This is a genomic window from Flavobacterium pokkalii, from assembly GCF_014596575.1.
Lineage (GTDB): Bacteria > Bacteroidota > Bacteroidia > Flavobacteriales > Flavobacteriaceae > Flavobacterium > Flavobacterium pokkalii.
On sequence record NZ_NASZ01000004.1, the window covers coordinates 16,047 to 40,092 of the forward strand.

General features: G+C 34.2%; 19 protein-coding genes and 3 tRNA genes. 15 read left to right on the top strand and 7 right to left on the bottom strand.

Annotated features, from left to right (window positions below; translation table 11 throughout):
* The 3 genes from B6A10_RS04310 to B6A10_RS04320 all read left to right on the top strand — a co-directional run bounded on the left by B6A10_RS04310 (position 1) and on the right by B6A10_RS04320 (position 3,345).
* Positions 1-1,266: a YaiO family outer membrane beta-barrel protein gene (locus B6A10_RS04310; RefSeq protein ID WP_188219991.1), complete on the top strand. Its 1,266-nt coding sequence runs from the start codon at positions 1-3 to the stop codon at positions 1,264-1,266.
* Positions 1,267-1,428: 162 nt separating this feature from the next.
* Complete coding sequence (locus B6A10_RS04315; RefSeq protein WP_188219850.1) at positions 1,429-1,845, top strand: response regulator transcription factor; 417 nt, start codon at positions 1,429-1,431, stop codon at positions 1,843-1,845.
* Between the two features lie 150 nt (positions 1,846-1,995).
* Positions 1,996-3,345, top strand: a complete 1,350-nt coding sequence (locus B6A10_RS04320) for a DEAD/DEAH box helicase (protein WP_188219851.1) — start codon at positions 1,996-1,998, stop codon at positions 3,343-3,345.
* Positions 3,346-3,449: 104 nt separating this feature from the next.
* Here the strand turns inward: B6A10_RS04320 and B6A10_RS04325 are convergent, their stop codons facing one another.
* The 3 genes from B6A10_RS04325 to B6A10_RS04335 all read right to left on the bottom strand — a co-directional run bounded on the left by B6A10_RS04325 (position 3,450) and on the right by B6A10_RS04335 (position 5,738).
* Positions 3,450-3,980 carry a peroxiredoxin-like family protein gene (locus B6A10_RS04325; protein ID WP_188219852.1) on the bottom strand — a complete coding sequence of 177 codons (531 nt, stop codon included), beginning with the start codon at positions 3,978-3,980 and terminating at the stop codon, positions 3,450-3,452.
* 67 nt (positions 3,981-4,047) lie between these two features.
* The gene (locus B6A10_RS04330) at positions 4,048-4,623 is read right to left on the bottom strand and encodes a Crp/Fnr family transcriptional regulator (RefSeq protein WP_188219853.1); all 576 of its coding nucleotides are present in this window, start codon (positions 4,621-4,623) and stop codon (positions 4,048-4,050) included.
* 5 nt (positions 4,624-4,628) lie between these two features.
* The gene (locus B6A10_RS04335; protein ID WP_188219854.1) at positions 4,629-5,738 is read right to left on the bottom strand and encodes a lactonase family protein; all 1,110 of its coding nucleotides are present in this window, start codon (positions 5,736-5,738) and stop codon (positions 4,629-4,631) included.
* A gap of 171 nt (positions 5,739-5,909) precedes the next feature.
* On the opposite strand from B6A10_RS04335, the gene B6A10_RS04340 reads away from it, so the two are divergent.
* From B6A10_RS04340 to B6A10_RS04355, 4 genes are read left to right on the top strand one after another with little or no spacing between them, the layout of a single operon-like run.
* Complete coding sequence (locus tag B6A10_RS04340; protein ID WP_188219855.1) at positions 5,910-7,838, top strand: vWA domain-containing protein; 1,929 nt, start codon at positions 5,910-5,912, stop codon at positions 7,836-7,838.
* A gap of 5 nt (positions 7,839-7,843) precedes the next feature.
* Positions 7,844-9,100, top strand: a complete 1,257-nt coding sequence (locus B6A10_RS04345) for a dihydroorotase (protein ID WP_188219856.1) — start codon at positions 7,844-7,846, stop codon at positions 9,098-9,100.
* Positions 9,101-9,107: 7 nt separating this feature from the next.
* A complete protein-coding gene (locus tag B6A10_RS04350; RefSeq protein WP_026713229.1) occupies positions 9,108-9,428 on the top strand; it encodes a DUF4870 domain-containing protein in 321 nt (106 codons plus the stop codon).
* A gap of 8 nt (positions 9,429-9,436) precedes the next feature.
* On the top strand, positions 9,437-10,084 hold the full coding sequence (locus B6A10_RS04355; RefSeq protein ID WP_188219857.1) for an alpha/beta hydrolase: 648 nt from the start codon (positions 9,437-9,439) through the stop codon (positions 10,082-10,084).
* Between the two features lie 90 nt (positions 10,085-10,174).
* Here B6A10_RS04355 and B6A10_RS04360 read toward each other — a convergent pair whose 3' ends face one another.
* The gene (locus tag B6A10_RS04360) at positions 10,175-11,158 is read right to left on the bottom strand and encodes an FKBP-type peptidyl-prolyl cis-trans isomerase (RefSeq protein ID WP_188219858.1); all 984 of its coding nucleotides are present in this window, start codon (positions 11,156-11,158) and stop codon (positions 10,175-10,177) included.
* A 79-nt stretch (positions 11,159-11,237) separates the two neighbouring features.
* On the opposite strand from B6A10_RS04360, the gene B6A10_RS04365 reads away from it, so the two are divergent.
* Positions 11,238-11,642: an RNA-binding S4 domain-containing protein gene (locus tag B6A10_RS04365; protein WP_188219859.1), complete on the top strand. Its 405-nt coding sequence runs from the start codon at positions 11,238-11,240 to the stop codon at positions 11,640-11,642.
* A gap of 42 nt (positions 11,643-11,684) precedes the next feature.
* The gene (locus B6A10_RS04370; RefSeq protein ID WP_055090413.1) at positions 11,685-12,182 is read left to right on the top strand and encodes a phosphoribosyltransferase family protein; all 498 of its coding nucleotides are present in this window, start codon (positions 11,685-11,687) and stop codon (positions 12,180-12,182) included.
* Here the strand turns inward: B6A10_RS04370 and B6A10_RS04375 are convergent.
* On the bottom strand, positions 12,174-12,692 hold the full coding sequence (locus B6A10_RS04375; protein WP_055090415.1) for a shikimate kinase: 519 nt from the start codon (positions 12,690-12,692) through the stop codon (positions 12,174-12,176). The genes B6A10_RS04370 and B6A10_RS04375 overlap by 9 nt on opposite strands.
* A gap of 127 nt (positions 12,693-12,819) precedes the next feature.
* Between B6A10_RS04375 and B6A10_RS04380 the strand changes: the two genes are divergently transcribed.
* The 4 genes from B6A10_RS04380 (at position 12,820) to B6A10_RS04395 (ending at position 14,432) form a co-directional block, all read left to right on the top strand.
* Positions 12,820-12,892 (top strand) — tRNA-Lys (locus B6A10_RS04380).
* A gap of 43 nt (positions 12,893-12,935) precedes the next feature.
* Positions 12,936-13,008, top strand: a tRNA-Lys gene (locus tag B6A10_RS04385).
* A gap of 41 nt (positions 13,009-13,049) precedes the next feature.
* Positions 13,050-13,132 (top strand) — tRNA-Leu (locus B6A10_RS04390).
* A gap of 268 nt (positions 13,133-13,400) precedes the next feature.
* Positions 13,401-14,432: a LacI family DNA-binding transcriptional regulator gene (locus B6A10_RS04395; protein ID WP_055090417.1), complete on the top strand. Its 1,032-nt coding sequence runs from the start codon at positions 13,401-13,403 to the stop codon at positions 14,430-14,432.
* A gap of 76 nt (positions 14,433-14,508) precedes the next feature.
* On the opposite strand, the gene B6A10_RS04400 is transcribed toward B6A10_RS04395, so the two are convergent.
* Together B6A10_RS04400 and B6A10_RS04405 are read right to left on the bottom strand one after the other, a co-directional pair.
* Positions 14,509-16,434 carry a sialate O-acetylesterase gene (locus tag B6A10_RS04400; protein WP_188219860.1) on the bottom strand — a complete coding sequence of 642 codons (1,926 nt, stop codon included), beginning with the start codon at positions 16,432-16,434 and terminating at the stop codon, positions 14,509-14,511.
* A gap of 16 nt (positions 16,435-16,450) precedes the next feature.
* Entirely contained in the window at positions 16,451-18,691 is a 2,241-nt protein-coding gene (locus B6A10_RS04405) for a glycoside hydrolase family 3 C-terminal domain-containing protein (protein WP_188219861.1), read from the bottom strand.
* Positions 18,692-18,874: 183 nt separating this feature from the next.
* On the opposite strand from B6A10_RS04405, the gene B6A10_RS04410 reads away from it, so the two are divergent.
* Both B6A10_RS04410 and B6A10_RS04415 read left to right on the top strand, forming a co-directional pair.
* Positions 18,875-21,067 carry an alpha-glucuronidase family glycosyl hydrolase gene (locus B6A10_RS04410; protein WP_188219862.1) on the top strand — a complete coding sequence of 731 codons (2,193 nt, stop codon included), beginning with the start codon at positions 18,875-18,877 and terminating at the stop codon, positions 21,065-21,067.
* A 73-nt stretch (positions 21,068-21,140) separates the two neighbouring features.
* Positions 21,141-24,038 (top strand): glycosyl hydrolase 115 family protein, encoded by a 2,898-nt coding sequence (locus B6A10_RS04415; RefSeq protein WP_188219863.1) that lies wholly within the window; start codon positions 21,141-21,143, stop codon positions 24,036-24,038.
* The last annotated feature ends 8 nt before the right edge of the window (positions 24,039-24,046 follow it).

Genomic DNA, 24,046 nt, shown 5'->3' on the forward strand with positions numbered 1-24,046 from the left:
ATGATAACTAATAATAAAAAAATACTAACAATATTAACTTATCTAATCCTTTTACTAAATTATAGTCTTTTTGCTCAACAAATTGATACTGATAATTTATTAAAAGAAGCTCTTCACGAAACTAATGTTGAACAAAATTATCCATCGGCATTAAAAAAGTCGCAATTAGGAATTAAACTTGCCCCTGATTATCTGGATTTTTATCTATTGTCCGGAAGAATTTATCAAATAACTCAAAAAAAAGATAGTGCCCGTTACTATTTCAATTATGTTATAGACAGAAATCCAAAGTATGAAGAAGCTTTTTTGTATTTAATCAATTTGAATTTAGAAGAAAAAAAATATAATGAAGCCGAGATAACAATAAACCAAGCACTCCAAAACCATCCTGAAAACAAAAATTTCCGATATAAAAAACTTCTCGTTTATCAGTTAGAAAATAATGAACAAAAAGAATACGACTATGTAAAAATATTGGAATTACAATATCCAAATGATGCCGAATTAAAGCAACGCATTTTCATTTTAGAAACCAAAAACAATTCAGAAAGAATAGGAATTAATTATAGTTATACTGCTTTTGACAGGAAAAATTACGGCCCTTGGCATTTAGGAAGTTTGCAATACATCAGACAACGCAACTGGGGTTCATTAATTGGTCGGGTAAGTTACGCTAACAGATTCGCTTCAGGCGAAAGTATTATTGACGGTGTCCAATATGAAGCTGAATCTTACCTTTTTACAGGTAAAAAAAGTTATTCCTATCTTAATGCAGCGTATAGTGAAAAAGCTGTTTTTCCAAAATTAAAATTAGGATACTCCTATTTTCAAAACTTTTCAAATGGATGGGAAGCCGATTTAGGAATCCGATATGTAAAAACACTTGATGCCGATTTTACTACTGCTGTTGTGGGGATTGGAAAATACATTGGCTCATACTGGATTAACCTAAAATCTTATATTCAAAGCAACAACAATTCTATTTATCCGGCATTTACACTAACTAGCCGATATTATTTTGATACGCAGTTTGACTACCTAAGCTTAATTGCCGGTTATGGCTCTTCTCCTGATGAGAGATCTACTTTAGGACAATATGAAAATAGAGTTTCGTTAAACTCTTATCGAATTGGAGGCGGATATTTCAAATTAATAAACAAAAATTTTCTAACAGGTATACAATTAACTGTTAACAATCAGGAATATACTCCTCATTTAATACAAAATGAAATAGAAATAGCTTTAATGTTTCAATACAAATTATAAAAAAAAGAATACAAAACTTACATAACACCGACAAACAATGTATTTCATCGATATTTTTTACTCTTTATCGATAAATTAATTTTTTAAAGTTATATTTGTTAGTAATCTTTTTAAAAAAAAATTTTATAAAAAAAGTTTCTAAACACAAAATATCACATAAAAATGGAAAATAGCGCAAAGAAAATTTTAGTTATTGAAGACGATATTTTAATGGTGAAAATTTTAGAATTCGTGCTTCGAAAAGAAGGATACGAAACAGTAATTGCAAAAGATGGTATTGAAGGTCTCGAAAAATTAAAAACCATCAATCCGTCTATGATTATTACCGATATCATACTCCCATTCAAATCCGGATTAGAAATAATAAGTTTTGCAAAAGAAAATCACGCAGATATTCCAGTTATTGTTGTATCGGCAATGGGAGAAGAAGAAGGAACCGTAATGGAAGCCTTTAACTTAGGTGCAGATGATTTTGTATCAAAACCATTTAACCCGAATGAATTAAAACTTAGAGTAAAAAGATTGTTTGCTAAGAACCAATTTTTCGAAAATTCTATCAAAAATGCCATAAGCGCATAAATATAATGAGCTTAAAAATAAAACAAGCAGGATATCTTCTTAATTAGATCCCTGCTTTTTTTTTAAGACAAAACCAATAAAAAACAGATTCCTCTTACCTATTCTCTCATTAGCCTCAAAAAGACTATCTTTGCACAAAATTTACGTTTTATGGCTACTTTCGAGCAATTCAATCTACCTAAATCATTACAAAAAGCTGTTGATGAAATAGGACTTACTACTCCTACTCCTATTCAGGAGAAATCATTTTCGGTAATTATGTCCGGAAGAGACATGATGGGAATTGCACAAACCGGAACAGGTAAAACCTTTGCTTATCTGTTACCTTTATTAAAACAATACAAATTCAGTACTACACATACACCTAAAATTGTTATTCTGGTTCCAACCCGCGAACTGGTAGTTCAAGTTGTAGAAGAAATCGAAAAATTGACTAAACATATGTCCATCCGAACTATCGGGATTTATGGAGGTGTAAACATCAATACGCAGAAGAAAAATGTTTATGAAGGTTCTGATATTCTGGTAGGAACACCAGGAAGAACCATGGACTTAGCGCTGGACAATGTGGTGCGTTTTGAAGACATGCAAAAACTGGTCATTGACGAATTTGACGAAATGCTGAATTTAGGTTTCCGAGTACAATTGACTTCTTTATTTGCTATGATGCCAAGAAAGCGTCAAAACATTTTATTCTCGGCAACCATGACCGATGAAGTCGATGCAATTTTGAACGATTATTTCGATTATCCGGAAGAAGTAACACTGGCTGCTTCAGGAACACCTTTGGAAAAAATCACTCAAATCACCTATAACGTTCCGAATTTCAATACTAAAATCAATTTATTAAAACACTTATTAGCTACGAATGAAGACATGAGTCGCGTGCTGATTTTTGTCAATAACAAAAAGATTTCCGACATGCTTCACGAACGTATCGAGGAAGATTTTGAAGGACAATTTGGATTAATCCATTCTAATAAATCACAAAATTACCGTTTGAATACGATGGCTTCTTTTCAGGAAGGCAGTTTACGCGGATTGATTACGACGGATATCATGGCGAGAGGTTTGGATATTTCAGACATCACTCACGTTATCAATTTTGAAATGCCGGAGTTTGCCGAATTGTACATGCACCGTATTGGTCGTACCGGTCGTGCAGACAGTACAGGAACAGCCATCAGTTTTGTAACTCCTCGTGAAGAAGAAGCTAAAGTTGAGGCTGAAGTATTGATGGATATGGAATTGGAAATTGAAGCCTTCCCTGAAGAAGTTGAAATTTCAGATAAGTTAATTGGTCCTGAAAAAGACAGACAACCCATTAAGCATTTGATGAAAAAACCTAAAATTGAAGGTGGTGCTGCTTTTCATGATAAGGCCAAAAAGAACACAAAAATCAACTTGGGTGGGCCTTCTAAAACCAAGAAAAAAACTCATGGCTCTGTCAATAGAAACATGTTGAAACAACAAGCTGCTAAAAAGAAAAAGAAGAAATAGTCTTAAGATCTCAGAAAGCAATCTGCAGTTTGCAGAAAACAAAAAAAACAGATTGTAGATTAGAGGTTCTTATTCTTTAATTTACAATCTGTTTTTTCTGTCTTTTAAAAAATTTCTTCCAAAGGTAAATGATCAATAACACTATTTCCGTAATGCGCAATCTGAATGATTTTATCTTTTCCTATTAAAAAATCAGCAGGAATTTGATGTAATGTACCTTCTACTTTTCCACCTGCTTTAAACCCTTTTTTGGTTGCTTCATTCAAATGTTGCATTCCTTTAACCGACATCGTCCGCAATGTTTTAAGCCAGGAAGGATTTACTTTATACAAATCATACAACTCCCGATTGGTATCGGCAATAATGGGGAAATCAAATTGGTGTCTGTTAGCAATACTTGATTTGAGACTGTCTGCCGGAGATTCAAAAACCGCTATTAACTGAATTCCTTTTTGAGCAAATAAATCTTTATGTTTCATCATTTTTGCTATCTGAAGATTACACATAGCGCATTCGGCATAACGAAAAAAACTCAACAGTATTTTTTCACTTGGAATCTGATTCAAATCAATGGTATTTCCAAAAATATCTTTAGTAACAAATGAAGGCGCTTTTTGTCCTGAAACTAATTTCATAATTAATGATTTTAAAATTTACAATCACAAATTTGAAACTAACCTCATAAATCCTGCTTGATTTAAATCAAGAAATTCGTGCCCGTATTCTACTTAAAGTTTCCGGTTTCATCATTAAATAAGAAGCAATGTATTTCAACGGTATTCTGTTTAATAAATGTCCGCTCCTTTTGAGAAACACATCATATCGCTCTTTGGGTTTTAACGTTAAAAGCTCAACCTGCCTTTGTATATGTCCCGTTAAAGTTAACTCTAACATTGACTGATACCATAAAGCTATTTCAGGATTGCTTCGAATCAACGGCATCAAATCTTCTTTGGCAATAGCTACCAATTCAGTATCCACAATCGATTCAATACTTATCAAAGAAGGCTTTCCTTCTATAAAAGTTTGAAAACAGGTAATTAATGAATTTTCATAGCCAAACCCTAAATTAATTTGTTCGCCATTTTTATCCACTACAAATAATCGAACACAACCTTTTTTGACAAAATATAAATTGGAATCTTTTTGTTGAAAGCCTAAGAGTAATTCTCTTGCTTTTAACATTTTATCTTTGTTCCAAAAACGAAGTAAAATCGCTGCTGATTCGGTTCTTAAAATTTTATTTTCAAACAAAAAATTTGATAAAGCCAAATTCATAACAATTATTGTTTCGTAAAAATCAAACAAACTGGCGAACACAATCCGATTCTTTTTTCGGTATCGGTTAAAGCTCCTGTTTCGATATTACGTTTAAAAACAACCACATTATTAGTGTATTGATGTCCCACTAAAAGGAAATTTCCAGTTGGGTCAATGGCAAAATTGCGCGGTCCGTCACCCAAAGTACTGATTCGGGAAGCCAATTCTAATTTTCCATCTTTTAGAATTTTGAAACAACTAATGGTATTAGCTTCTTTTCTATTGGTTGCATATAAAAATTTCTCATCCGGCGAAATATGAATATCAGCAGCGGTAAAAGGCTGTGTAAATCCTTCTTCAACAACCGAAGTTTCCTGAACCAATTCTAATTTTCCTTTTTTATAACCAAAAACCGAAAGTGTACCATCCAGTTCCTGTAACAAATACATCTTTTTTCCGTTTTTGCTAAAAGCAAAATGTCTTGGCCCACTCCCCGCTTTCACACTGATGCTGTCTTTTAAAGCTAAAGGCTTTGCTGCTTTTGAATCGTATTGGTACACATATAATTTATCAGTTCCCAAATCGGTTGCCAATACAAGCTTGTGATCGGGTGAAAATTGCACCGAATGTACATGTGATTTTTCCTGACGTTTAGGATTAATCCCTTTTCCGCTATGCGTAATTAATTGTTTTAATTCCGTCAGACTTCCATTTTTATTTTTACCAAAAACCGCCACACTTCCGCCGGTATAATTGGCTGCTATCACGTTTTTGTCATCATTAATAATGTAACAAGGTCCCGGATTTTGAATCTTTTGCTTATTTAAAAAATCTAACTTTCCATTTTTCGAATCGTAGCTAAAAGCGCTAACGGTACTTTTAGGTCCGTCTTCATTAACCGAATACACAAAATCATTCTTTTTAGAAACCGTTACAAAACTGGGATTGATAATATTCTCTGTTGCAGATTTAAACTGAGAAACTCCGGTTTCTACATCAAAATCATAAACATAAATTCCTTTGCTTTCGCAACTCTTGGTGTAGGTCCCAATGACTAAATTAAATTTCTTTTCCTGCGCCTGAAAAGAAATACTGCCAAGTAACAACAATCCAAGTAAAACGCTTTTTTTCATTTTTAGAGTTTTTAGATAAATGCTAAAATACAGATTAATCAGCAACAAATTATAGTCCTGTAAATTTGATTCAAAAATAATCCAGGTAAATCAGGAACAAAAAATTTCAGAAGCTCAAAACAAAGTGAAGAGTTTTAACTATTTTTGGATACAAAATCAAACCAAAAAAGAATGCAATTCAAACATCCTGAAATTTTATACTTTCTCTTTTTATTGCTTATACCTATTTTGGTTCATCTGTTTCAGTTTCGAAAGTTTAAAAAAGAATATTTTACCAATGTTCGTTTCTTAAAATCGATTTCTATTCAAACCCGAAAAAGTTCCCAACTCAAAAAATGGTTGTTACTCGCCTGCCGATTATTGCTTTTTTTCTGTCTGATTTTGGCTTTTGCCCAACCTTTTTTTGATGCCAAAGACAGCCAAAACCGTTCGAATGAAACTTACATTATTCTGGACAACTCTTTTAGTATGCAGGCCAAAGGCAAAAAAGGCGAATTATTAAAAAGAGCCATTCAGGAACTGCTGGAAACAACGCCGGAAAACAAAAATTTCTCCTTACTAACTAATACCGAAAGCTATTGGAACACCGACATCAAATCGATTAGAAATACGCTTCAAAATCTAAAATACAGTGCGATTCCCTTTGAGTTAAACGCCATTTTAGCCCGAATTGATGCTCATCCTACAAATGCTAAAAAAGACATTATTGTGATTAGCGATGCTGTAGGAATGAATAAAAAACAACTCAAAAGTATTGCTAAAAACGACCTTTGTTACTTTGTAATTCCAGAATCGGAACAAAAAAATAATCTGAGCATTGACAGTGTTTTTATTACTGAAACCACGAATGATTTTTATGATATTGAAGTCAATTTATCCCGTTTTGGCAACGAAATCAAATCGGTTCCTGTAGCGATTTATAACCAGAAAAAGTTAATCGCAAAAACGGTTGCTAATTTAGACGGTTCAAAAAAATCATTACATTTTAATATTGCCAAACAGGCTTTTCAGGGTTATGTTTCCATTTCCGATAACAGCCTGACTTACGACAACAACTATTATTTTAGCATTGCCAACACCAAAAAAACAAAGCTAATCAGTATTGGCGAAAATGCCAAAAGCAACTTTTTACAACGCATTTATACGCCGGATGAATTTAATTACAGTAACACCGAGTTAAGCACTTTAGACTACAACACACTCGAAAAACAAGACGCGATTGTACTCAATGAATTGGACGAAATTCCTCAAGCTTTGCAAATTACACTGAAAGATTTTGTTCAAAAAGGGGGCAATCTGATTCTTATTCCGTCTGTCAAAAGTTCCGCTACGGCGCTAACTTCTTTTATAAGCGCTTTTGGCAATTTCCAATTTAAATCCATCGAAGCCAACTCAAAATTAATCACCAAAATAAACTTTGATCATCCCCTGTTTTCAGGTGTTTTTGAAAACAAAATCAGTAATTTTCAATATCCAATGACTAAAAGTTCGTTTGGAATTTCAAATAAGCAGTCAGCCGCTTTATTGTACGAAGATCAAAGTCCATTTTTATCGACAATCCAAAATACTTCCGGAACCGTTTCTGTTTTTTCGGCAGCTTTAAATACCGAAAATTCTAATTTTCAACAATCACCTTTAATTGTTCCTGTTTTTTATAAAATGGCACTTTTTAACCAAAATAATGGCGTAAACGCGCTAACAATTGGCAATTCTAATCCGTTTATTGTCGATGCTTCTCTTTCCAAAGACGGTATTTTGGAAATCAAAAATGAGCAGGAACAATTTATCCCAACCCAACAAATAATGAATACAAAAGTAAAACTCACTTTTAACGACCTGCCGCAGCAAGCCGGAAATTTTGAAATTTACAATCAAAAACAATGGGTTGAAAATATCAGTTTTAATTACAACCGAAGCGAAAGCAATCTTCAGCAAACCAATACCCAATTACTATCCGATTACACAAGAGCCGATTCGGCAGAAAGTATTTTTCACCGCCTACAAAGCGACCGAATGGATAAGCAACTTTGGAAATGGTTTGTTATCTTTGCACTGCTCTTCCTGATATGCGAAATGGCGATTATAAAATTCCTGAAATAAAAAATATGACAATCATTATCCGAAACGCAAAAATTATCGATCCGCAAAGCCCTTTTCATCAGCAAACGGTAGATATTTTAATAGTAAATGGTTTAATTGAAAAAATGGGGAGTAATTTACCCAATCCAGATCATGCCGAAGAAATAAAACTGGATAATCTACATGTTTCCCAAGGCTGGTTTGACAGCAGTGTTTCATTGGGAGAACCGGGCTTTGAAGACCGCGAAACCATCGCCAACGGATTAAACGTTGCTGCCCAAAGTGGTTTTACAGCCATTGCTTTGCAACCAAATTCTTTTCCGGTAATTGACAATCAATCGCAAATCAATTTTGTTAAAAACAAAGCTTTCGGACAGGCAACAGAACTTTTTCCTATTGGAGCTTTGACCAAAAATTCCGAAGGAAAAGACATGGCCGAGATGTATGACATGAAACAATCCGGCGCCATTGCTTTTGGGGATTATAATAAAAGTTTTGAAAATGCCAATTTGCTTAAAATTGCCTTGCAATACACACAGGATTTTGACAGCGTGGTAATTGCTTATGCTCAGGACGCTAACATCAAAGGAAACGGAGTGGTTAATGAAGGCGTTGTTTCTACCCGTTTAGGACTCAAAGGAATTCCAAATTTAGCCGAAGAATTGCAGGTTGCCCGTAATTTATTCTTACTTGAATACACCGGCGGGAAAATGCATATTCCTACGATTTCTACAGCAAAATCGGTAGCTTTAATCAAAGAAGCCAAAACCAAAGGTTTAAATGTAAGTTGCAGCGTGAGCGTGCATCATTTAACAATGACGGACGAAAAATTAGACAGTTTTGATACCCGTTACAAAGTAACTCCGCCATTAAGAACGGAAGCAGACCGTCAGGCTTTATTAGCCGGAGTGCTGGACAACACCATCGACATTATTACTTCCGACCATAATCCGATAGATATTGAACACAAAAAAATGGAATTTGATTTGGCTAAAAACGGAACAATTGGTCTGGAAACTGCTTTTGGAGCACTGAACACGGTTTTAGCTTTAGAAAAAACTATCGAAAAATTAACAGCGGCAAAAGCTATTTTTGGTATCGAAAATCATCCGATAAAAGAAGGCGAAAAAGCCAATCTGAGTTTATTTAATCCGGAAGGAACAAGCATTTTTACCAAAGAAGCCATTTTGTCCAAATCTAAAAACTCCGCTTTTTTAGGTCAGGAATTAAAAGGAAAAGCCTACGGAATTGTAAATCAGGGAAAAATAATTTTAAGCAAATAAAACTACAATGACTTTAGATAAAGAAAGTAAAAACATAGCCATCATAAGCTATTTCACGATTATTGGAGCTGTAATTGCGCTGTTTATGAACAATGACAAAAAAGATCCTTTTGCCTCTTTCCATATTCGTCAGGCGCTGGGTATCTTTTTATCTTTTTTTTTAATTGGGTATTTTATTGGTTATTTTGACAGCTGGACTATTTCTTCTGCCTTTTATATCTTTTATTTTATTCTTTGGATTTACGGATTCCTGGGAGCTTTGCAGGGACAAATGAAAGCGATTCCTATTTTAGGCGAACAATTCCAAAAAATATTCAAAAACATTTAATTCAACAAATGAATTTATCCTTAGAATACCTCATCAGAGAACCCAAAATAAAATTAGATACAAATCCGCTTCTATTATTATTACACGGTTACGGCAGCAATGAAGCCGATTTGTTTTCTTTTGCTTCCGAGTTACCGGAGGAATATTATGTAATTTCAGCCCGTGCTCCTTATGATTTACAATACGGTAGTTATGCCTGGTATGCGATTAATTTTGATGCCAATGAAAATAAATTCTCCGACCACGAACAGGCAAAATTATCCCGTGATTTGATTGCGAAGTTCATCGAAGAATTAATTGCTCATTACCCAATTGACAAAAATAACATTACGCTATTAGGTTTCAGCCAAGGAGCAATTTTAAGTAATGCAATTGCTTTATCATATCCGGACAAAGTACAAAAAGTAATTGCTTTAAGCGGCTATGTGAGCGAACCTATATTTGACGAAAATTATAAAAACAATGATTTCTCCAATTTAAAAATTTTCGCTGCTCATGGAACAGTAGATCAGGTAATCCCTGTAGAATGGGCCAGAAAAACCAAGCCATTTTTAACCAACTTGGGCATTGACGTTGTATATCACGAATATCCAATTGGTCACGGAGTTTCCCCTCAGGAATTTTATGATTTCAGAAATTGGCTTACACAAAACTAAAAATTAATTTTTTCCCAAATTAATTACACAAAAAATCCCGTCTTGATGAATCTCAGGACGGGATTTTTTTTATTATCTCAAAATGAAAATCTAGTGACAATTTGCATCCAAATGTTTCTTTTTGCTTGGATCTGTTGGTATATTTCCACCACAATCAGGAATCATATTAAAAGGTGTTACCACTCCGTTAACTGTTATTTCAAATTTAGTTACATAACCATCATTATCATCGTCGGTATCTAAAAAATTAGGAATCCCGTCTTTATCAGAATCATCCGGATTATCAACACCTTCCGCTAAAGAATACATATAACCGTCACCATTTAAATCCTCCAAATAATCCGGAATACCATCAGCATCTAAATCGGATCTCTTAATGGCATACAATTTAAAACTAAAAACCAAAGGTGTATAACTTGGAATTGAACCGCTTCCTGTACTATAATAAGCTAATCCTGAAGGTAAAAACATAACTCCCGCTCCAAAATCATTATAACTTACAGTTCCGTCAGAATTTGAAATAGCAGTTCCTGTTTTAAACTTTGGAAAAATTTCACTCCATCCTGTGATTACACTGTACAAATTAAAAAACGACTGCGGATATTTAACTTCCTCAAATTGTGTAGGAGTCAAAGTTGTAACTTCATCAACGGTACTTTTGTACAAATACTGCCCTCTATAAGACGTTAAAACAGCATCAACATTCGTTGGCGACTCACCTGTTCCTTCTCTTAAAACTAAATAATAAACCGAATAGGTAATATCATGTAGTGCAACATCTCTTTTTAACAGTTTTGGATAAGTAGCACTATTAAGATAAGACTTAATTGATTTTTCATTTACCGGATCAGTAATTTTAGAAAAAACAACATCCTGATCTTCTGTTTGTCCCGGAGCTTCTGTAACCGTAAATGTATAAGTTTCCAGATATTCTTCTATAGTAGTATTATCTTCTGTAAACTGTTCCTGATAATCTCTAAGTGGTATTTCTTCAATAGAGTTATCATCTTTAGAGCATGAAAATAAAAAGAGGCTTGTAATTATTACAATAAAATAATACTTAAATTTGTTCATTATAGCTGAATTTTAAGTGCGCAAGATACAATATTGATTTATTTTTGTAAACTATTTAACTTTGATTTTATAACTTTTTATGCGAATAGATAAATATTTATGGTGTGTAAGATACTACAAGACCCGAAACGTGGTCACCGAGGCCTGTAAAAAGAATCATATCACCGTAAACGGTGTGGTTGCTAAACCTTCTAAAGAAGTTTTTCCTACCGATGTTATTACTTTTAGAAAAGATCAAATTACCCAAACCATTACCGTATTAGACATCCCCGATAATCGTGTGGGAGCCAAATTGGTCGATATTTACAGAAGAAATGATACGCCGCCCGAAGTTTATCAACATCTGGAATTATTAAAATTATCCAAAGAACATTATCGCAAAGCCGGAACCGGTCGTCCAACTAAAAAAGACCGTAGAGATATTGATGATTACGGAAACGAGAATTATCCCGAAGATGATGAGGATAATTTTAAATTCGAATAACCTAAAAAAACTACATCACAAACCTTAAACAACATTTTTAAAATGAGCAAAAATATCATTCTTAGTCATCAGGAAATCAAACACAAAACCAAAAGAATTGCATACCAAATTTACGAAACCTTCATCGACGAAGAAGAAGTAGTTTTGGCCGGAATTGCAAAAAATGGCTATGTATTTGCCGAAAAAATTGCTCAGGAACTTCAATCCATTTCCGACCTCAAAGTGTTGTTATGCGAAGTTCATATTGACAAACAACATCCGCAACAGCCTATTCAAACATCTGTTCCAGCTCAGGAATATGCTAACAAAGGACTTATTCTTATTGATGACGTTTTGAATTCAGGCACAACCTTAATTTATGCCGTAAAACATTTCCTGGATGTGCCTTTAAAAAAATTCAAAACTGCGGTATTAGTAGACCGTAATCATAAAAAATACCCTGTAAAAGCCGATTTTAAAGGTATTTCCCTTTCCACTTCCTTATTAGAACATGTACAGGTAGAATTTGACCAAAACAACAGCTGCGCCTGGCTAAGCTAAAATTGCCAAAATCTCCCCTACGGTCTGCTCAATAGTTTGTTCATCTACAGCAACACTATATTGTGCCTGATTGTAATAATAACTTCTTTCAAATAAATGAGTAGCAATAAACTCTTTCATCTCCACATCATTTTTGTTGGCGATAAGGGGTCTGTTGCTCTTATTTAAAGACAAACGGCTTACTAAAGTATCAATAGAGGCTTTTAAATAAACCGACAAGACATCTTCTCTCTTTAATAACTCATGATTATTGGCATAACATGGAGTTCCTCCTCCCAAACCTATAATAACGGGCTCAGTTAAATTCAATAATTCGACAAAACATTCGTGTTCGAGCTTTCTAAAATGAATTTCTCCCTTCTCGGCAAAAATAGTTTTAATGTCCATTTTGACCTTTTTTTCAATAAATTCATCTAAATCGATGAACGGGACAGCTATTTTTTTTGACAATTCTTTAGCGATGGTTGACTTACCGCAACCCATGTAACCTAACAGTATAATTTTCTTCATAGAATAAAACCCTATAAATTAGAGTGTTAAAATTTATTATTAAAAAAAGACAAATTTATAATAAAAATGCTTGGAAAACTTAAAATAAAGTCCTTATATTTGCACCCGCAATCAGGGAACGATGCAAGACTCGATAGCTCAGTTGGTAGAGCACATCACTTTTAATGATGGGGTCCTGGGTTCGAGCCCCAGTCGGGTCACAAATGAGTGATCACTTGAAAAACAAACGTTCTCTGATGCAATGACTCGATAGCTCAGTTGGTAGAGCACATCACTTTTAATGATGGGGTCCTGGGTTCGAGCCCCAGTCGGGTCACAAAAGGTTAAGTAATTTTTACTTAACCTTTTTTTCTTTTAGGCCATGTGGAGAAACGGTAGACTCGCCATCTTGAGGGGGTGGTGCTCGCAAGGGCGTGAGGGTTCAAATCCCTCCATGGTCACTCTTAAAAATCAAAAATCCTTGTTTTTATTACAAAAACAAGGATTTTTTTATTTGTGAAATTCCGACATTATTCCGACATTCAAAATTATTTTATTCACTACTCATAAAAATACAATCGATTGTTTTTTTATCTACTTTTGCAGTAAATCCTTTTATAATAGCAAACAGACAAAATTTAGTTAAAAGAAATAATAACTAAAAATCAGGATGATAACACCTCAATACTTATTATAAAATGTATATTTGTTTACAAACGATTAATATTTATGGAAGAAAATAAAGTGGTGACCATATATGATATAGCTGAAAAATTAAATCTGGCTACTTCAACAATATCACGAGCACTAAAAGACCATCATACCATCAGTGAAAAGACAATTAAAAAAGTTAAAAAAGTTGCTGAGGAAATGGGCTACGTTCCTAATACTTTAGCTGCCGGATTAAGAGGAAATAAAACCCAAACCATAGGTGTTCTTGTTCCTACAGTAACACAACCCTTTCTGTCATCTTTGATTAGTGGTATTGAAATCACAGCACAGAAATCAGGATATAATGTTATTATCATGCAATCTAATGACTCTTATGAAGCAGAAGTGAGCATGGCCAAATCTTTGTACGGCAGTAGAGTAAGTGGTGTCATTTGCTCTTTAGCAATGAAAACGACTGACACTTCTCATTTTCAACAATTTGTAAGTAAAGATATTCCGTTAGTATTTGTAGATAGAGTTCCAAAAGATTTTGATACTTTTAAAGTTATCATTGATAACTATGCTGCCGGATTTAAAGCCACAGAACATCTTATTGAGCAAGGCTGTACCCGAATAGGACATCTTACTGCCGGATCTAAATTTGGAAATTTATACACCGAAAGGATGCGAGGTTACCTAGATGCTTTGAAAAAACATAATATAACTCCAAAAGAAGAACTAATAGTTGACTTAAAAGCAGTAACCTACGAAGAAGGGGTCAAAGCCAGCAACAAATTACTCGATTTAAAAACTCGTCCAGATGGAATTTTTGCCTCCGGGGATATTATGGCAGTTAGTGCCATTCAAAGTGCAAAAAAAAGAGGGCTTAAAGTTCCAGAAGATATTGCTATTATTGGCTTTAACAATGATCCCATTTCAGAAATAATCGACCCTAATTTATCCACAATTACACATCCAGCAGCTAAAATGGGACAAATTTCGGCCGAAATTATTTTGAAAAACATCAAATCGGCCAAAAAAAGTGCCGAAAAAGGAATCACTTATTTAGACACGGAAGTATTAGTTAGAGAGTCTTCTCAAAAAAACTAATTCACTTCTATAAATTATTATAAAAAAACTCATTGAAAGCAAATTCAATGAGTTCTTTTATTTTACTTAATCTGCATTATTTTTTAACTTCAAAAGGAGTCGAAGGCAATCCTTCTTTTGAAAATAAATTAGCCTCCGACGGATTATTATCCCAGGCATAACGAACAACTATCGGATTCTTTATATTTTCATTCCAAACTTCAACAGTGTTCCCTACTATTTTAGCTTTTGCCCAAACAAATTTCTTCCCATCATTGGAAATTGCAAATGATTTTAAATCTGTTCCATTTTTCACAACCAAGCCCTTACCTGTATTTTTAAAAGAAATTATTGCCTTATTTTCATCAAAAACCGAATTTGAAGGCATAGGACTTGAAGCAATTAAATTCTTTTCTCCATAGGCTATTTTTCGAGCCAGCAATGCCAAACGGTTTCCAACGTCTTCTTTGTTTAAAGGATGAATATCATTCCATTCCCCCAAATCGATAGCAACAGCCATAGCCGTATTAGGAACACTTAAAGATTCAAGCTGTGCTTGTCTTAAAATTGCCCAATTACTTTCTCTTGGTTCGGCATAAGTTTCCATATAATTAGGCAATTGCACATACAGAAAAGGAAAATTACCTTGCCCCCATTTAGTTCTCCAATCCTGAATTAAAGCAGGCAATGCTTTAGCATAGATTTTTGGATTTCCAGCATTTGATTCTCCCTGATACCACAACACTCCTTTAATTTTTAAATTAGTCAAAGGTGCTATCATAGCATTAAACAATCCTTCCGGCTTCCATCTTATAAATGTTGGTCCTTTTAAAGGCTGCATCGCTACGCCTAATTTATACTTCCAAGTTCCTTTTAAATCAATAGTATCAGTACCTACAGCCAGAAAATAAGGTTTATCTTCTACAAATCCACCTCTTCCGGAATTGTTTATTACTCTAATAGAAATGGTGTTTTTTCCTTCTTTCAAAACATCTGCATTTACATCATATCTACGTGGGGGATATTGATAACTCGTTGTTCCTATTAATTGATCATTTACATAAACAAAATCCTGATCAACAATTCTACCCATAAACAACTTGGCTGGTTTTCCAACCATAGCTTTTGGAACCTCAATTTCTTTGCGAAACCAGACTACTCCATTTACATTCCCTAATGAAGTATCAGCCCAATAGTTTGGAATTTGCATTTGATTCCAATCTTTATCATAAGTCCCTGCTAAATCCCAATGATTTTCTAAACCCAAATCGGTTTTATTTAATAAATCATACCAGTCATCATTCCTTTTTTTATCACCAGCTTCAATCTCTTTGATTAGCTCTTTATTTTTAAATTTCTGGCTTTCCTGATAAGCTTCTGGAAAAGCTTTTAAAGCCCCCTCACTTAACCAGGATTCAATTGGAGAACCTCCTAAAGCTGAATTAATCAAACCAATAGGAACATGCTGCTTTTCATAAATTGCTTTAGCAAAAAAATAAGCCACTCCCGAAAACTCCAGCACTGTTTTTGGATTAGCAGAAACCCAACTTCCGGAATCTACATCCGACTTTTCTTCATTAAAATCATATTTATCAGGAACCAAAAACTGTCGGATATTAGAATTGGAGGCGTTTTTAATCACCTCTCCATATTTCTCTTTCAGGCGCTCCATAGGCAATTCCATATTAGATTGTCCCGAACAAATCCAAACATCGCCAAACAAAATGTCTTTTACTATGATTTCATTACTAGCATTAAAAATCATTTCATAAGGACCTCCTGCCTTTTGAGCGGGTAATTGAATAGCCCAATTTCCCTTTTCATCGGCTTTGGCAAGATACTTTTTAGATTTAAATGTTAACTGAACGGATTCATTTGGCGAAGCCCAACCCCATAGTTTTACTTTTTCATTTCTTTGCAAAATCAGTCCGTCACTTATCAATTTAGGTAATCTTATTTGAGCTTTAACTGCTCCTACTTGCACAAAAAATAATAGGATAATTACATTTTTGAAAACTTTCATTACTTCGATTTTTTAGTTATTTCACAGTTAATTTTATTTCTGCCATTTTAGGAGCGCCCAATTCAAAACTTCTTTTCATAGGACTGGAGCCACCAACATAAATTTTAAAATCACCCGATTCTATAGTTTTTGACCCATCTGTTTTTATAATTTCAAATGCTTTTGGAGTCAACTCAAAAGAAACCTCCTTTGATTCTCCGGCTTCTAATACAATTCGTTTTACCGCATTTAACTGAAAATTAGGCACATCAACTGAAGCTTTCAAATCTGAAACATACAACTGTACTACTTCATCTGCTTTAAGCTTACCGGTATTAGTAACTTTTACCGACATAGTTACATTTTGATTTTTTGTAATTTTTTCAGAAGACAATTTGGCATCACTATAGGAAAAAGTAGTATAACTTAAGCCAAAACCAAAGGGATACATAGGATCTACATTCATGTATTTATAGGTTCTTCCTTTCATAGAATAATCCTCAAAAGGAGGTAATTGAGCTAATGATTTTGGAAAAGTAATAGGTAATTTTCCAGAAGGAGCCACTTTTCCAAAAAGAATATCTGCGACAGCATTCCCTCCTTCTTCACCGGGATACCAAACAAGTAAAACGGCATCAGCCAATTCCTGAACTTCGGCTAAATTCATCGGACTTCCGCCTGTTACAACAGCAACTATAGGCTTTCTATTTTCGGATTTTTTATCGGCTGTTTTTCTTAAATCTCTAAGGTATTCTATTTGATTTTCAGGCAAATCATAATTTAATCTGTCTCCGGCTGAATTAGAGTCAATAGAATCTCCCTCCTCCCCTTCTAAATTACTTGAAACTCCTAAAACCACAATCGTCACATCACTGCTTCCGGCATTACCAGTTGCATAATTAATCGGATTTATTGATGGTTTATTGAGCATCGCACCTAAACGGTATTCCAATTGGCTCTCAGCATTAATTGCCGATGTAATTCCTTCCAAAATAGTTACCATATTTGGATTAATTCCATAATAATTTCCTAATAGTACCTCAATACTGGACGCATTTGGTCCTGTGACAAAATATCTTGGAAGATTGGTTTTTAGAGGCAAAATACCATTATTCTTTAACAAAACGATACTTTTTTGAGCTACTTCTTTTGCCAAAGCTCTATGATTGGCACTATTAACAACATCATACGAAATAACATCATAAGGATTACTTCCCATTGGATCGAATAAACCTAATTTAAATCTTGTTTTCAAAAGAACTGCTAATTGCGCATCGATTTCTTTTTCACTTACCAAACCTAATTTCACAGCTTCTAACAAGCCCGAAAAAGAACTCCCGCAATTTAAATTGATTCCGCTTTTTAAAACAAGTGCGGCAGCTTCGGCTTTGCTTTTAGAAACACCATGACCGCCATTTTCTTTGGTCGTAAAAAAATCCTCTATCGCCCCGCAATCTGTAACAATATGTCCCTTAAAGTTCCATTGCTTTTTTAGTACGTCACTAATTAAATATTTATTGGCACAACAAGGTTCCCCATTAGTACTATTATAAGCACACATTACCGATTCTACCTTTGCCTCTTCAACCAAAGATTGAAAAGCTGGCAAATAGGTTTCCCATAAATCTTTAGGAGTTGCCTCGGCATTAAAACCATGCCTCACTTTTTCAGGGCCGCTGTGAACGGCAAAATGTTTGGCACAGGCCGCTGTTTTTAGATAATTTGGATTATCGCCTTGCAATCCTTTCACAAATGCTGTTCCTATTTGCGCAGTTAAAAACGGATCTTCCCCGTAAGTTTCCTGTCCGCGTCCCCACCTTGGATCCCTAAAAATATTAATATTAGGCGTCCAAAATGTCAATCCGCTATACCTTAAATGATTTCCTGTGGCTTTTGCTACATTATGCATAGCTCTGGCTTCATCAGAAATAGCACTGGAAACTTTGTATGCTAAATCGGTATCAAAAGTCGCTCCTAAACCAATAGCCTGAGGAAAAACAGTTGCTACTCCAGACCGCCCCACTCCGTGTAAAGCTTCATTCCAATAATCATAAGGTGCTATATTGAGCCGTTTAATTTCCGGAGTACTATTCATCATTTGCTCAATTTTTTCTTCCAATGTTAATCTGGAAATTAAATCCTGTACACGTGCATCAATTGGCAAAGAAGGATTATTAAACCTAAATAATCCATCATTTTTTGCCTTCAATTGTGCTTTACAAGGCAAAATGGTAAAAAACAAGAGTACCAAAACGGAATAACAACAAAATCTCTTCATAATTTAAATATTTTTTACTTTTTAATAAAAATCATTAGGAATATAAAAAAAATAACATAAAATTTTTTTATTATATTTCTATGCTTTACTTTTACGCAACCGATTGCAAATATAAAACAAAAAATTATAGCACCGAATAAAAAATAAATTCATAAGAACAATTGTATTTAATTAGCTAACAAAATGAACTCGATTAAATTATTTTTTATAGATATTCATAAAAATCCAATTTTCTTATATGGATTAGTACTACTATTTGGTATCCAGAAAACAATAGCTCAAACAGACTATAAATTGTGGCTTCAATATAATAAGGTTGCGAATTCAGAAAAAATTACCGAATATCAGGCAATAAACAAAAATATTGTGACGATTGGGAATTCAGAAACAATTCAAATTGCCGCAAAAGAATTACAGAATGCCTTCAAAAGTCTAATTAACAAAACAGTCCCGTTATCAAACAAAACAGCTGAATCAGCCAATATTATTCTTGCCAATGAGTCAAATTTATCACCGGAATTGCTAAATCAAACAAAAACCGAATTACAGAAAATAAATAATGAAGGCTTTGTTATTAAAACAATTCAGCTAAAAAACAAACCTCAAATTTTAATTACTTCTAAGAAAGATATTGGTCTTTTATATGGTATATTTCACTATTTACGATTACTCCAAACCAATCAATCCATCAGTAATTTAAACATAATTGATTCGCCAAATACAAATGTTCGAATTCTCAATCATTGGGATAATTTAAACGAAAGCGTAGAAAGAGGTTATGCAGGATCGTCTATTTGGAACTGGCAAAAACTTCCTGATTTTATTGATCAACGTTATATTGATTATGCCCGTGCTAATGCTTCAATAGGTATCAACGGAACCGTTTTAAATAATGTAAACGCAAATGCATTGATTTTAACACCGCAATACTTAGAAAAAGTAAAGGCATTAGCCAATACCTTTAGGCCTTACGGAATTAAGGTGTATTTAACGGCGCGTTTTTCTGCTCCTATCGAAATTGGAAAATTAAATACTGCCGATCCTTTGTCTTCTGAAGTTCAACAATGGTGGAAAGATAAAGCCAAAGAAATCTATAAATACATTCCTGACTTTGGAGGATTTTTAGTTAAAGCCAACTCTGAGGGACAGCCCGGACCACAAAATTATGGCAGAAATCATGTGGATGGAGCCAATATGCTTGCAGATGCTATAGCGCCTTTTGGCGGAATTGTGATGTGGAGAGCTTTTGTATATTCTGAACACGATGCTGATGACAGGGCCAAACAAGCCTATAGCGAATTTGTTCCTTATGATGGAAAATTTAGAGATAATGTAATTGTACAGGTTAAAAATGGTGCAATCGATTTTCAGCCCAGAGAACCATTTCATCCATTATTCGGTGCAATGCCTAAAACTCCTTTAATGATGGAATTTCAAATCACTCAGGAATATTTAGGATTTAGTACGCATTTAGTATTTCTACCAAAATTATTTCAGGAAACTTTAGAAGCAGATACCTTCAGCAAAGGAAAAGGTTCTAGTATTGCAAAAATCATAGACGGTTCTTTAGATAATCATCAATTAACAGGAATAGCCGGGGTTGCAAACATTGGCAGTGACCTCAACTGGTGCGGACATCCTTTTGCTCAGGCAAATTGGTACGGATTTGGACGCCTGGCCTGGAATCCTAATTTAGATTCAAAAACCATTGCAGAGGAATGGTTGCGAATGACCTTTTCAAATGATGAAAAATTTGTTTTGCCTGTTCAAGAAATGATGATAGAGTCCAGAGAAGCCGTTGTCAATTATATGACTCCACTAGGTTTACATCATATTATGGATACCGGACATCATTACGGTCCTGGTCCGTGGGTGAGTAATTTATCCAGACCGGAATGGAATCCAGTCTATTATCACAAAGCCGATAAAAATGGAATTGGATTTGACCGTTCTTCAACCGGAAGCAATGCAACAGCACAATACGCTCCCGAAGTAGCGAAAGAATTTAACGATATAGCCAAGTGCCCGGAAAAAGACCTATTATGGTTTCATCATGTATCCTGGGATTATAAACTAAAAAATGGAGCAACACTTTGGAATGGATTAGCACTAAAATATCAGGAAGGTGTAAATCAAGTAGCGAGTATGCAAAGTACTTGGAATAAGATAAAACCTTATGTTGATGAACAACGTTTTAATGAAGTAGAAATGCTTTTAAATATTCAACAGAAAGAAGCCAAATGGTGGCGTGATGCCTGTTTGCTGTATTTTCAACAATTTTCTGGAAAAGATTTACCAAGTGGAGTTGAAAAACCGACACAAACCTTAGAGTATTTTAAATCGCTTAAATTTCCATTTGCTCCGGGAAATAATTAATAAAAAACAGCATTTTAGAATTGACAAAACAGGAATAGTACAAATTAGAATAAAGGATTGAAAAAAAAACAGAATGAAAAACATAATCAAAAAATATAGCTTTTATACTTTATTGACAGTATTGATTTTGACTGTTCAAAAAAATTATGCTATCAATCCCAATAAATATGTAACTAATTCAACTACAAAAGGAAGTTTTCCTATTGTAAGCAAAGGTAAAATTGCCTCAATCTTAGTAAGTGATAATGATTTTGCGGGTGTTTTACGTGTTTCCGGACATTTAGAAAATGATCTGTACAAAGTAACTCAGTTGCATCCCAATAGGCTACAAAACACAAATCAAGAAACCGAAAATGTCATTATCATTGGTACATTAGGACATAGTGCTATCATTGACCAATTAGTGAAAGAAGGAAAAATAAATGCCACTGAACTAACTGGAAAATGGGAAAAATTCAGTACCCAAATTGTAGAAAATCCAACAAAAAACATAAAAAGAGCTTTAGTAATAGTAGGTTCAGACAAAAGAGGAACAATTTACGGCATGTATGATTTGTCAAATCAAATTGGCGTTTCTCCCTGGTATTTTTGGGCTGATGTACCTGTAAAAAAACAATCGGAATTACATGTTTTACCGGGGATTCATACTTTGGGAGAACCAAAAGTAAAATACCGAGGCATTTTTATCAATGACGAAGCACCTGCTCTTACAGGTTGGGTTCGCGAAAATTATGGAAAATTCAATGCTAAATTCTACGATAAAGTTTTTGAATTAATCCTTAGAATGAAAGGCAATTATTTATGGCCAGCCATGTGGAGTGAAAAATTTTATGCAGATGATTCTCAAAACGGAATTTTGGCTGACGAATATGGTATTGTAATGGGAACATCGCATCACGAACCATTAGCCAAAGCCCATGGAGAATGGAATAAAGCTATTAATGGTGAATGGGATTTTAATAAAAATCCTGAAGGTTTAAAAAAATTCTGGACAGATGGAATGCAACGAATGGGTACTAAAGAAACACTGGTTACCATTGGTATGCGCGGTGATGGAGACGAACCAATGACCGAAGGTACAGCTATTGAACTTTTAGAAAAAATTGTAAAAACACAACGCGAAATCATTAGTAACGTAACCCAAAAACCTGCGGAAAAAACACCTCAAATTTGGGCTTTGTATAAAGAAGTTCAGGAATACTATGACAAAGGAATGCAAGTCCCGGATGATGTTACTTTACTGCTCTGCGATGACAACTGGGGTAATTTAAGAAAACTACCTGAATTGAATGCAAAGCCACGTGAAGGAGGTTTTGGAATCTATTACCACTTTGATTATGTAGGAGGTCCCAGAAGCTATAAATGGATCAATACCAACCAAATAGAGCGTACATGGGAACAAATGCATCTCGCTTATGAACATGGTGCAAACAAAGTTTGGATTGTTAATGTTGGGGATATAAAACCTATGGAATTCCCAATTGAATTCTTCTTAGATTATGCCTGGAATCCGGAATATTGGAATACTTCAAATTTACAAGATTACTATGTACAGTGGGCTACGACAAATTTTGGTGTACAAAATGCTAATGCTATTGCTGAAATATTAAAAATGTACAGCAAGTACAATTCAAATCGAAAACCCGAACTACTAAATCCTTCAACCTATAGTATAATTCATTATAACGAAGCCGAAAATGTCGTTGCCGATTACAATAAATTAGCTGAAAAAGCACAAGCAATCAATGCTAAATTAAGTCCGGAATATAAAGATGCTTTTTATCAATTGGTATTGTATCCTGTGCTGGCCAGTGCCAATTTGAACGAAATGTATGTTAGCGCCGCAAAAAACAATCTGTATGCCAGTCAGGGCAGAGCGGCTACTAATCAATATGCTGATAAAGTAAAAACATTGTTTGACAAAGATGCTGAATTTACAGCTTTTTACCAGAATACAATGGCTAATGGTAAATGGAATCATATGATGTCTCAAACCCATATTGGTTATACCAACTGGCAAGATCCTAAAACCAATATTATTCCTCAAACCAATACGATTTCGATACCCGAAAAAGCCGAAATGGGAATTGCTATTGAAGGGAGTACAAAATGGTGGCCCAACTCCACAGAAGTCACTGTTTTACCGGAATTTAGCACATTTTCGAACAGCGTTTCTTATATTGATATTTTCAATCGAGGTTCAAAATCTTTTAATTTTACTATCAGTACAAAATCTAATTGGATACAGATTTCTAAAAGAAAAGGAACAATTGACCAACAAGAACGTATCATTGTTAAAATAAATTGGAAAATAGCACCTAAAGGCATTCAAACTTCTGAAATCATAATTTCAGGAGCCGGTAAAACGATTCCGGTTAGTATAATAACAAACAATATCCTAGGAAATAACGCTGTGGGTTTTGTAGAAAATAATGGTTACATAGTCATCAATGCCGAAAATTTTTCAAGTAAATCAGAACCTGAAGATTTCAAATGGGAAGTAGTCGAAAATTTAGGTAAAAGTAGTGCAGGAGTTATTTCCTTACCTATCCAAAAAGGACGCGTAGCATTGACTGACAATTCACCGAAACTTTCCTATAACGTGAATTTTCAAAAGGCCGGAAAAGTAAAAGTCCATTTGTATTTTTCTCCAACCATAAACTATTCTACAAGGGAAGGATTTTACTATGGATTATCTTTTGACAACGAAAAACCTACTCAAATAAATTATTCTTCAGAACCTAATATTTTTGATTATAACGGAAAAGTACCTAAATATTGGGATAAAAATGTGTCGGATAATATTAAAGTGATTACAACCGAATTTGATATACAAGAAGGCAATCATACTCTAAATTATTTTAGAATTGACGAAGGATTAGTACTTCAAAAAATTATAATCGAAACAGAAAAAAGCAATTTAAAGCAAAGTTATTTAGGTCCTCCTCAAAGTTTGAATATTAAAAATTAATCAAAAAA